This window comes from Streptomyces sp. NPDC086077, from assembly GCF_040686175.1.
In the GTDB taxonomy this organism is placed as follows: Bacteria; Actinomycetota; Actinomycetes; order Streptomycetales; family Streptomycetaceae; genus Streptomyces.
In genome coordinates, this window is sequence record NZ_JBFBJT010000194.1 from 1 (window position 1) to 10,942 (window position 10,942).

Annotated in this window: 10 protein-coding genes; 2 read left to right on the plus strand and 8 right to left on the minus strand. The window is 68.8% G+C overall.

Going from position 1 to position 10,942, the window contains the following annotated elements:
- Positions 1 to 315 precede the first annotated feature (315 nt).
- The 3 genes from AB0O67_RS33690 to thyX all read right to left on the minus strand — a co-directional run bounded on the left by AB0O67_RS33690 (position 316) and on the right by thyX (position 4,021).
- On the minus strand, positions 316 to 2,001 hold the full coding sequence (locus AB0O67_RS33690; protein ID WP_365458642.1) for a ribonuclease J: 1,686 nt from the start codon (positions 1,999 to 2,001) through the stop codon (positions 316 to 318).
- Positions 2,002 to 2,154: 153 nt separating this feature from the next.
- Positions 2,155 to 3,054 (minus strand): 4-hydroxy-tetrahydrodipicolinate synthase, encoded by a 900-nt coding sequence (dapA, locus tag AB0O67_RS33695; RefSeq protein ID WP_365458645.1) that lies wholly within the window; start codon positions 3,052 to 3,054, stop codon positions 2,155 to 2,157.
- A gap of 211 nt (positions 3,055 to 3,265) precedes the next feature.
- Positions 3,266 to 4,021, minus strand: a complete 756-nt coding sequence (gene thyX / locus AB0O67_RS33700) for an FAD-dependent thymidylate synthase (protein ID WP_365458648.1) — start codon at positions 4,019 to 4,021, stop codon at positions 3,266 to 3,268.
- A gap of 152 nt (positions 4,022 to 4,173) precedes the next feature.
- On the opposite strand from thyX, the gene AB0O67_RS33705 reads away from it, so the two are divergent.
- Positions 4,174 to 4,413, plus strand: a complete 240-nt coding sequence (locus tag AB0O67_RS33705; protein WP_365458651.1) for a hypothetical protein — start codon at positions 4,174 to 4,176, stop codon at positions 4,411 to 4,413.
- Between the two features lie 102 nt (positions 4,414 to 4,515).
- Complete coding sequence (locus tag AB0O67_RS33710; RefSeq protein WP_365458667.1) at positions 4,516 to 5,070, plus strand: hypothetical protein; 555 nt, start codon at positions 4,516 to 4,518, stop codon at positions 5,068 to 5,070.
- Positions 5,071 to 5,097: 27 nt separating this feature from the next.
- Here the strand turns inward: AB0O67_RS33710 and AB0O67_RS33715 are convergent, their stop codons facing one another.
- The 5 genes from AB0O67_RS33715 to rpsO all read right to left on the minus strand — a co-directional run bounded on the left by AB0O67_RS33715 (position 5,098) and on the right by rpsO (position 10,631).
- Positions 5,098 to 5,550: a hypothetical protein gene (locus tag AB0O67_RS33715; RefSeq protein ID WP_365458654.1), complete on the minus strand. Its 453-nt coding sequence runs from the start codon at positions 5,548 to 5,550 to the stop codon at positions 5,098 to 5,100.
- A gap of 11 nt (positions 5,551 to 5,561) precedes the next feature.
- Positions 5,562 to 6,314, minus strand: a complete 753-nt coding sequence (gene dapB, locus AB0O67_RS33720) for a 4-hydroxy-tetrahydrodipicolinate reductase (protein WP_365458657.1) — start codon at positions 6,312 to 6,314, stop codon at positions 5,562 to 5,564.
- Between the two features lie 34 nt (positions 6,315 to 6,348).
- Positions 6,349 to 7,728, minus strand: coding sequence for a pitrilysin family protein (locus AB0O67_RS33725; protein WP_365458660.1), 1,380 nt, complete (start codon positions 7,726 to 7,728; stop codon positions 6,349 to 6,351).
- Positions 7,725 to 9,944 (minus strand): polyribonucleotide nucleotidyltransferase, encoded by a 2,220-nt coding sequence (locus AB0O67_RS33730; RefSeq protein WP_365458663.1) that lies wholly within the window; start codon positions 9,942 to 9,944, stop codon positions 7,725 to 7,727. Before AB0O67_RS33730 ends, AB0O67_RS33725 begins: the two co-directional genes overlap by 4 nt.
- Before the next feature lie 399 nt (positions 9,945 to 10,343).
- Positions 10,344 to 10,631, minus strand: a complete 288-nt coding sequence (gene rpsO, locus AB0O67_RS33735) for a 30S ribosomal protein S15 (protein WP_018569362.1) — start codon at positions 10,629 to 10,631, stop codon at positions 10,344 to 10,346.
- Between the last annotated feature and the right edge of the window lie 311 nt (positions 10,632 to 10,942).

Sequence of the window (10,942 nt, forward strand, 5' to 3'; positions counted from 1 at the left end):
ACCCGAGAATCTCTCTCGCGGCTTTCCTCCGGGCGCTTCCCTTCGGTCTTGCGTTTCCGACTCTATCAGATCTTTTCTCGACCCGATTTCCTCGGTGCTTTCCAGGTTCCCGCTTCCGCGTTTCCCTTTCCGGCGCTTCCGACTTTATCAGAGATTCTGAGTCGGAATTTCCGCCCCGCTCCGGAGACTGTCTCCGGCGCACGGAGTGGCCGGGTTCCCGGGGGAGCGAGCCGTAAACGTACTGGAGCGGGGCGCCCCGATGCAAATCGAGGCGCCCCGCTCCAAGTCCGCGCGTACGAACGGGCCGTACGCCGGTCAGACCTCCACGACGACCGGCAGGATCATCGGCCTGCGGCGGTACGTGTCGGAGACCCACTTGCCCAGTGTGCGGCGGATCAGTTGCTGCAGCTGGTGAGGTTCCACGACGCCGTCCTGCGCCGAGCGCTCCAGCACTTCGGTGATCTTCGGGAGGACGTCGACGAAGGCCGAGTCCTCGATGCCGGAGCCTCGGGCCTGGACGTGCGGGCCACCTGTGATCTTGCCGGTGGACGAGTCCACGACGACGAAGACCGAGATGATGCCCTCCTCGCCGAGGATCTTGCGGTCCTTCAGCGCCGGCTCGCCCACGTCACCGACCGAGAGGCCGTCGACGTACACATAGCCGGCCTGGACCTTGCCGGAGATCTTCGCCTTGCCCTCGACCAGGTCGACGGCGACGCCGTCCTCGGCGATCACGATGCGGTCGTGCGGGACGCCGATGAGGGCGCCCAGCTCGGCATTGGCGCGCAGGTGGCGCCATTCGCCGTGGACGGGCATCAGGTTGCGCGGCCGGCAGATGTTGTAGAAGTACAGGAGCTCGCCCGCCGACGCGTGGCCGGAGACGTGCACCTTGGCGTTGCCCTTGTGGACGACGTTGGCGCCCCAGCGGGTGAGGCCGTTGATGACGCGGTAGACCGCGTTCTCGTTGCCGGGGATCAGGGAGGACGCCAGGATCACCGTGTCGCCGTCGACGATCCGGATCTGGTGGTCCCGGTTGGCCATGCGTGAGAGCGCGGCCATCGGTTCGCCCTGCGATCCCGTGCAGACGAGGACCACCTGGCTGTCCGGGAGGTCGTCGAGCGTCCTGACGTCGACGACGAGACCCGGCGGAACCTTCAGATAGCCCAGGTCCCTGGCGATGCCCATGTTGCGGACCATGGAGCGACCGACGAAGGCGACCCTGCGGCCGTACTCGTGGGCGGCGTCCAGGATCTGCTGGATGCGGTGGACATGGCTGGCGAAGCTCGCCACGATGATCCGTTTGCGGGCGGACCCGAAGACCTGGCGCAGGACGTTGGAGATGTCGCGCTCGGGCGGCACGAAGCCCGGGACCTCGGCGTTCGTCGAGTCCGAGAGAAGAAGGTCGATGCCTTCCTCGCTCAGGCGAGCGAACGCGTGCAGGTCCGTGAGGCGGCCGTCCAGCGGGAGCTGGTCCATCTTGAAGTCGCCGGTGTGGACGACCATGCCGGCGGGTGTGCGGATGGCGACCGCGAGCGCGTCCGGGATGGAGTGGTTGACCGCGACGAACTCGCAGTCGAAGGGGCCGACGCGCTCGCGGTGGCCCTCCGCGACCTCGAGCGTGTACGGGCGGATGCGGTGTTCCTGGAGCTTGGCCTCGATCAGGGCGAGGGTCAGCTTTGAGCCGATCAGTGGGATGTCCGGCTTCTCGCGGAGCAAGAAGGGGACGCCGCCGATGTGGTCCTCGTGGCCGTGCGTGAGGACGATGCCCTCGATGTCGTCGAGGCGGTCCCGGATGGACGAGAAGTCCGGCAGGATCAGGTCGATTCCGGGCTGCTCCTCCTCCGGGAAGAGCACCCCGCAGTCGACGATCAGCAGGCGGCCGCCGTACTCGAAGACCGTCATGTTTCGGCCGATTTCACCGAGGCCACCGAGTGGGGTGACCCGCAGGCCGCCCTCGGGGAGCGGCGGCGGCGAGCCGAGTTCAGGATGCGGATGACTCAAAAGACTCTCCTCACCACGCGCGCCACGTACCGGTGGGGCACGTGGCGCGCGTGACGTTCGTGCAGAAGCAGTTGTCGTTGTGGGGCGCGGGCACCGGTGCCCGCTTATTCAGTTGTGAAGTCCATACGCGCCCGTTCGGGGCGAAGTCTGTTGTCAGAGCTGTACCCCGCCGGCAGCAAGATCGATCTTGAGTTGCTCGATCTCCTGAGGCGTGAGCTCGACCATGGGCGGCCGCAGCGGGCCGCCGGGCAGTCCCTGGAGGGTGAGTGCGGCCTTGGTCGTCATGACGCCCTGGGTGCGGAACATGCCCGTGTAGACCGGGAGCAGCTTCTGGTGGATCTCGGTCGCCTTCTGGACGTCGCCGCTGGTGTACGCCTCGACCAGCTGGCGCAGCTCGGGGGTGACCACGTGGCCGACGACGGAGACGAAGCCGACGGCGCCCACGGAGAGCAGCGGCAGGTTGAGCATGTCGTCGCCGGAGTACCAGGCGAGCCCGGAGCGTGCGATGGCCCAGCTCGCGCGCCCGAGGTCGCCCTTGGCGTCCTTGTTGGCGACGATCCGCGGGTGCTCGGCGAGCCGGACCAGCGTCTCCGTGTTGATCGGGACGCCGCTGCGGCCGGGAATGTCGTAGAGCATGACCGGCAGCTCGGCGGCGTCGGCGACGGCCGTGAAGTGGCGGTACAGGCCCTCTTGCGGGGGCTTGTTGTAGTACGGGGTCACGACCAGCAGGCCGTGTGCGCCGGTGCGCTCCGCCGCGCGCGCCAGCTCGATGCTGTGGTGGGTGTCGTTCGTGCCGACGCCGGCGACGACGTGGGCACGGTCGCCCACGGCCTCCAGGACGGCTCGTACGAGGTCCGTTTTCTCCACGTCGCTGGTGGTGGGGGACTCGCCGGTGGTGCCGTTGATGATCAGGCCGTCGTTGCCTGCGTCCACCAGGTGCGTGGCGAGCCGCTGCGCGCCGTCGAGGTCAAGTGCGCCGTCCGCCGTGAAGGGCGTGACCATGGCGGTAAGGACCCGCCCGAAGGGGGTCTGCGGAGTGGAGGTCGGAGCCATGGGTTACACGCTACTCGTTGCTCAAGGCGCGGTCTGCCCTCGGGGTGCGCGAAAAGTCCGGACAAAGGAGGAGCCCGGCACTGCCTGCTCGGGGGTTCAAGCAGTGCCGGGTCCGTTTGATCAGGCTAGATGAACTTCTCCAAATGCCGCAATACGGACACTTCGCCCGACTGGCCCGTACATCTGTGCCTGCCCAGGAAACAGGCGTGCGTTACGGCGCCACCCGGCCGTTGGCATTGAAGGCGGCGTACGTGAGCGGCATGAGCTTGGCCCACTCCGCCTCCATCTTCTCGCCGACCATCTCGATCTCACGCTGCGGGAAGGACGGGACCTGGGCGAGCTCGTGCTGGGTGCGCAGACCGAGGAAGTGCATCAGCGAGCGGGCATTGCACGTGGCGTACATCGAGGAGAACAGGCCGACCGGGAGCACCGCGCGGGCGACCTCACGGGCGACGCCCTCCGCGAGAAGCTTCTGGTAGGCGGCGTAGGCCTGCTGGTACGACTCGTCGAGCACACGGTGGACCGTCTCGTACTGCGCCGGCGTTCCTTCCACGAAGGTGTACTTGCCCGGGCGCCCCTCCTGGACCAGCTTTCGGGAGGTGTCGGGCACGTAGAAGACGGGCTGGAGCTCCCGGTACCGGCCGGACTCCTCGTTGTACGACCAACCGACGCGGTGCCGCATGAACTCCCGGAAGACGAAGATCGGCGCACTGATCAGGAAGGTCATCGAGTTGTGCTCGAACGGGCTGCCGTGCCTGTCCCTCATCAAGTAGTTGATCAGGCCTTTCGAGCGCTCCGGGTCCTTCTGCAGCTCGGCGAGGGACTGCTCGCCGAGCGTCGAGACGCGAGCGGCGAACAGGACGTCCGAGTCGGAGGCGCTGGACTTCACCAGTTCGACCGTGACATCACCACGCAGAGCGATGTCGGGGTGGGGGGCATCGGCGGAGGTCAAGAGGATCCTTCCCATCACGGCTTGAGTGGCGCCCACTCTACTCAGTGCGTCGAGCGAGGTTTTTCCCGGTAAGACGGCACTTCGGCGGGTACTCGCGCGTCTGTACCGGTGACAGTCGTTCATTCGCACCCCAGCGTCCTCAGACCTCAGAGAGGAGCAGGCCCCCGATGTTCCGTCGGCGTGAGCCCGTACCCTTCGCCTTCATCGCCGAAGCAGAGCGGTTCCGCAGCAATGTCACTCCCCCGCCCCGTCGGCGTGCGTCCGCGGGGCAGATAGCCGGGCACTGGCTGATGGGACTCACCATCGTGGCCGGGCTCGCAGGGTCCCTGGTGATCGGGACGCCGGCGCTGGAGCAGGATCACCTGTCGACGCGGACGCAGCAGTCCCGGGCGTCCGACGGCCGCTGAGCGGGCCCCGTACTCGGACGGACCCCCGAGGGTGGTGGGTGGGGACACGGGTCGATAGCCTCACCGGGCACAGCCCATGCATGGATGAGCGAGGACCCAGCCGTGCCCCTGTCCTTCCTGACGGCCGACAGCGCCTTCGACACAGCCGACGATGTCGCGCTGCCGTTCGACGACCGCGACCGCTGGCGGCGGCCCTACCGCCCCGGCCCCTGGCGGGTGGGCGCGGCCGCGGTGTGGCTGCTGCTCGCCTCGTACGTGCTGTTCGCGGCGGTGATCATCGCCCTGACCGGCACACCGTCCGCCTCCGCCGTGGTCTTCGGTATCGCGCTGGTGGTCATCACCGTCGCCCTGCGGCTGCTGCGCATGGGCGTGTGGGTGAGCGCGCACGGACTGCGTCAGGTGCGCTTCGTGCACACCCGGACGGTGCCGTGGGAGCGGGTGGCCGCCGTGCGGACGCTGCAGCAGCCGGTGCGCTGGCTGGGGCTGCCGCGCACGGTGCAGGGGCAGGCGCTGATCCTCGTACGCAAGGACCGCTCCGCGGACGCCATGCCGTATCTGCTGACCACGCACAACGCCGACTTCCTGGCCCGGTCCGGGGCGTTCGACCGGGCGGCGGACGCGGTGGAGGCGTGGGCGGCGGAGTACCGGCAGGGCTGAGCCCCCTCCCCCGGGACCGGTGAGGCGTCAGGCCTCGACTGGCCTGCCCTCGTGGAGGGCGATCGCCCGCTGCATGGCCTTACGGGCGCGCGGGGTGTCGCGGGCGTCCTGATAGGCGACGGCCAGACGGAACCAGGTGCGCCAGTCCTCCGGCGCCGCCTCCGTCTCGGCCTTGCGCCGGGCGAAGACCTCGTCGGCCGAGTCACGGTCGACACGGCCGCTGGGCAGCCGCTTGAGCTCGTCTACGGGCAGGCCGCCCTCGGCGTCGAGTTCGGCGGCGAGCCGGTTGGCCCTGTGGACGAACTGGGTGTTCTTCCACAGGAACCACAGACCGATCACCGGCAGGACCAGCACCGCCACGCCGAAGGTGACGGCGAGGACCGTGCCGGTCTTGATGAGCAGCACGCCGCGGCTGCCGACGAGGACGAAGTAGAAGACCAGGACGGCGGCCGTGACGAGGTAGGAGAGTTTCGCGCGCATGGGAGTCCGGCTCAGCCCAGGTCCAGGAAGTTTTCCAGGCCGAACGTGAGCCCCGGCGTGCTCACCACGCGGCGGGCGCCCAGCAGGATGCCCGGCATGAAGCTGCTGTGGTGCAGCGAGTCGTGCCGGACGGTGAGGGTCTCGCCCTCGCCGCCGAGCAGGACCTCCTGGTGCGCGAGCAGACCGCGCAGGCGCACCGCGTGCACGGGCACGCCGTCCACGTCGGCGCCGCGTGCCCCCTCCAGGGCCGTGACCGTGGCGTCCGGCGCGGGCGCCGAGCCCGCCTTGGCGCGCGCCTGCGCAATGAGCTGGGCGGTGCGGGTCGCGGTGCCGCTGGGGGCGTCGACCTTGCCCGGGTGGTGCAGCTCGACGACCTCGACGGACTCGAAGTAGGGCGCGGCGATCTGCGCGAACTTCATGGTGAGGACGGCCCCGATGGAGAAGTTGGGCGCGATCAGCACGCCCGTCTCCGGGGACTGGTCCAGCCAGCCGCGCAGCTGCGTGAGACGCTCGTCGGTCCAGCCCGTCGTACCGACGACGGCGTGGATGCCGTGCCGTACGCAGAAGTCGAGGTTGCCCATCACCGAGGCGGGGGTGGTGAGTTCGACGGCGACCTGGGCGCCGGTCTCGGCCAGGGTCTCCAGCTTGTCGCCCCGGGAGAGGGCCGCGACGAGCTCCATGTCCTCGGCGGCCTCGACCGCCCGTACCGCCTCGGAACCGATACGGCCCTTGGCGCCGAGTACCGCCACGCGCAGCTTGCTCATGTTCTTGCTTCCTTACCGATGACGGGTTCGGGTGTCAGGCGACGGCATCGCGCAGACGCGACGCCTGCTTGTCCTTCAGCGGGCCGATGACCGACAGCGAGGGCCGCTGCCCGAGGACGTCGCGCGCGACCGCGCGGACCTCGTCGGGGGTCACCGCCGCTATGCGGGCCAGCATGTCGTCGACGGACATCTGCTCGCCCCAGCACAGCTCGCTCTTGCCGATACGGTTCATCAGCGCGCCGGTGTCCTCCAGGCCGAGAACCGTGGAGCCGCGGAGCTGGCCGACGGCGCGGGCGATCTCCTCGTCGGACAGGCCGTGCTCGGCGACGTGGTCGAGTTCGTCGCGGCAGATCTTCAGCACGTCGTGCACCTGGGACGGACGGCAGCCGGCGTAGACGCCGAACAGGCCGCAGTCGGCGAAGCCCGAGGTGTACGAGTAGACGCTGTAGGCAAGGCCGCGCTTCTCCCGTACCTCCTGGAAGAGCCGTGACGACATGCCGCCGCCGAGGGCGGTGTTCAGCACGCCGAGGGACCAGCGGCGGTCGTCCGTGCGGGCCAGACCCGGCATGCCGAGCACGACATGGGCCTGCTCGGTCTTGCGGCCGATCAGCTCGACACGGCCGGTGGCGCGGATGGCGCGGCGGCCGTCGCGCGGGGCGATGGGCTGCGCGGCCGGGTCCTTGAGGGCGCCGGCCTTCTCGAAGGCCGCGCGCACCAGGCGTACGACCTTGTTGTGATCGACGTTGCCGGCGCAGGCGACCACCAGGTGGGTCGGGTCGTAGTGCTTCTTGTAGAAGCGGCGGATGCGGTCGGCGGTCAGGGCGTTGACGGTGTCGACCGTGCCGAGGACCGGGCGGCCGAGCGCGTTGTCGCCGAACATCGTGTGCGCGAACAGGTCGTGCACGCAGTCGCCCGGGTCGTCCTCGGTCATCGCGATCTCTTCGAGGATCGCGCCGCGCTCGACGTTCACGTCCTCTTCGAGGATGAGCGAGCCGGTCAGCATGTCGCACACCACGTCGATGGCGAGCGGCAGGTCGGCGTCCAGCACGCGTGCGTAGTAGCACGTGTACTCCTTCGCCGTGAACGCGTTCATCTCGCCACCGACCGCGTCCAGGGCGGAGGAGATGTCCAGGGCGCTTCTGCGCTGCGTGCCCTTGAAGAGCAGGTGCTCCAGGTAGTGCGTGGCGCCGTTGAGGGACGGCGTCTCGTCACGGGAGCCGACGTGCGCCCAGATGCCGAAGGTGGCGGAGCGCACGGAGGGCAGGGTCTCGGTGACGATGCGCAGGCCACCGGGGAGGGTGGTCTTGCGGACCGTGCCGATGCCGGCCTCGCCCTTGATGAGGGTTTGGGTACGGGCGACGGCCCGCGCCTCAGAAGAGGAGCGGGCCGTCACCTTGGAGCCACGGGACGTCACTGGTCGGCGTCGTCCTTCTTGTCCTCGGGAGCTTCCTCGCCCTCGATCACGGGGATCAGGGAGAGCTTGCCGCGGGAGTCGATCTCGGCGATCTCGACCTGGACCTTGTGGCCCACACCGAGCACGTCCTCGACGTTCTCCACGCGCTTGCCGCCGGCCAGCTTGCGGATCTGCGAGATGTGCAGCAGACCATCCTTGCCGGGCAGCAGGGAGACGAACGCGCCGAAGGTGGTCGTCTTCACGACCGTGCCCAGGTAGCGCTCGCCGACCTCGGGCATCGTCGGGTTGGCGATGCCGTTGATCGTGGCGCGGGCGGCCTCGGCGGCCGGGCCGTCGGCGGCACCGATGTAGATCGTGCCGTCGTCCTCGATGGTGATCTCGGCGCCCGTGTCCTCCTGGATCTGGTTGATCATCTTGCCCTTGGGGCCGATGACCTCACCGATCTTGTCGACCGGGATCTTCACGGTGATGATCCGAGGCGCGTTCGGGGACATCTCGTCGGGCCGGTCGATGGCCTCCATCATCACGTCGAGGATGTGGAGACGCGCGTCACGGGCCTGCTTCAGTGCGGCGGCGAGCACGGAGGCCGGGATGCCGTCCAGCTTGGTGTCGAGCTGGAGGGCGGTCACGAACTCCTTGGTGCCGGCGACCTTGAAGTCCATGTCACCGAAGGCGTCCTCCGCACCGAGGATGTCGGTGAGGGTGACGTAGTGCGTCTCGCCCTCGATCTCCTGGGAGATCAGGCCCATGGCGATACCGGCGACGGGGGCCTTCAGCGGCACACCGGCGTTCAGCAGCGACATGGTGGAGGCGCAGACCGAGCCCATGGACGTCGAGCCGTTGGAGCTCAGCGCCTCGGAGACCTGGCGGATCGCGTAGGGGAACTCCTCGCGGGTCGGCAGGACCGGCACGAGGGCGCGCTCGGCGAGGGCGCCGTGGCCGATCTCGCGGCGCTTCGGGGAACCGACGCGGCCGGTCTCGCCGGTGGAGTACGGCGGGAAGTTGTAGTTGTGCATGTAGCGCTTGCGGGTCACCGGGGAGAGGGTGTCCAGCTGCTGCTCCATGCGGAGCATGTTCAGGGTGGTGACGCCCAGGATCTGGGTCTCGCCACGCTCGAACACCGCGGAACCGTGCACGCGCGGGATGGCCTCGACCTCGGCGGCGAGCGTACGGATGTCCGTCACGCCACGGCCGTCGATGCGCTTCTTCTCCTTGATCACGCGCTCGCGGACCAGCTGCTTGGTGAGCGAGCGGTACGCGGCGGAGATCTCCTTCTCGCGGCCCTCGAACTCCGGCAGGAGCTTCTCGGCGGCGAGGGTCTTCACGCGGTCCAGCTCGGACTCGCGCTCCTGCTTGCCGGCGATGGTGAGCGCCTGGGCGAGCTCGGGCTTGACCGCGGCGGTGAGCGCCTCCAGGACGTCGTCCTGGTAGTCGAGGAAGATCGGGAACTCGCCGGTCGGCTTGGCGGCCTTGGCGGCGAGGTCCGACTGGGCCTTGCACAGGACCTTGATGAAGGGCTTCGCGGCGTCCAGACCGGCGGCGACGACCTCCTCGGTCGGCGCCTCGGAGCCGCCCTCGACCAGCTTGATGGTCTTCTCGGTGGCCTCGGCCTCGACCATCATGATCGCGACGTCGCCGTCCTCCAGGACGCGGCCCGCGACGACCATGTCGAAGACGGCGTCCTCGAGCTCGGTGTGCGTCGGGAAGGCCACCCACTGGCCGCGGATCAGCGCGACGCGGACGCCGCCGATCGGGCCGGAGAAGGGCAGGCCGGCCAGCTGCGTGGACGCGGAGGCGGCGTTGATCGCCACGACGTCGTACAGGTGGTCGGGGTTGAGCGCCATGATCGTGGCGACGACCTGGATCTCGTTGCGCAGGCCCTTCCTGAAGGACGGGCGCAGCGGGCGGTCGATGAGGCGGCAGGTGAGGATCGCGTCCTCGGAGGGCCGGCCCTCACGGCGGAAGAAGCTGCCGGGGATCTTGCCGGCGGCGTACATCCGCTCCTCGACGTCCACCGTCAGCGGGAAGAAGTCGAGCTGGTCCTTGGGCTGCTTGGAGGCGGTGGTGGCCGACAGCACCATGGTGTCGTCGTCCAGGTACGCCACGGCGGAACCGGCGGCCTGCTTGGCCAGGCGGCCCGTCTCGAAGCGGATGGTGCGGGTGCCGAATGCGCCGTTGTCGATAACGGCCTCGGCGTAGTGGGTCTCGTTCTCCACTAGCGTTTTCTCCTCGTCTTCGTCCCTCCTCGCCCGTGTTGGCGGGGGGACGGTGGCGGAGAAGCGCTCCGTCTGGTGCGGGCCGGTCTTCGATCGAAGCACCCGGGTCACTTCCCCCGGGGGCCACTACCGAGGACCGGCGGCGGCGCGGTGCGCTCCTCCTCGTTCGTCTTGTGATCCCGCCTACCCCGATGGGAGGGCGGACTCACGCGGTGTCGTGCGTACTGCGATGTGTCGTGCGTACTGCGTCACGTCGTGCGCGCGGCGTTGCGTGGTGCCTACTGCGTCACGTCGTGCGCACGGCGTTGTGCTACCACACTACAAAGGGGTGGTGACACTCCGCACGTACAGCAAAGGGAGCGGCCCCCTCGTAGTGGGAACCGCTCCCTTCACGGCGTCTTACTTGGCGCCCGCCGCACCGCGGCGGATGCCGAGGCGGTCGACCAGCGCACGGAAGCGCTGGATGTCCTTCTTGGCGAGGTACTGCAGCAGCCGGCGGCGCTGACCGACCAGGATCAGCAGACCACGGCGGGAGTGGTGGTCGTGCTTGTGGGTCTTGAGGTGCTCCGTCAGGTCGGAGATCCGACGCGACAGCAGAGCGACCTGGACCTCGGGGGAGCCGGTGTCACCCTCCTTGGTACCGAACTCGGAGATGATCTGCTTCTTCGTAACGGCGTCGAGCGACACGCGTACTCCTCATAGTCTGTGAATGGCCACCGAGTGCCCCCGGTCTGCATCTCGGGGGAGCTTCCATGACTCGGAAGGCGGGGATCCGCTGGGCGCGGCCTCCAGTGCCCAAGGCTCCGGGGGTGCGTACACAAACGGCCGTCAGCCAGGGTACCAGCTGGTGAGGACCGCTCCGCCCACGGCAGCCGAAGCGCCCTGACGGCGGCAGGGCGGCCACTAGATGAATGAGTCCGATGTGTGTGCTGGTCGCGACCATGGCGAAGGGCGCCCGTTGGTCAGTGTGTGAAGACAAACCTGGACGCCCTTCTGGC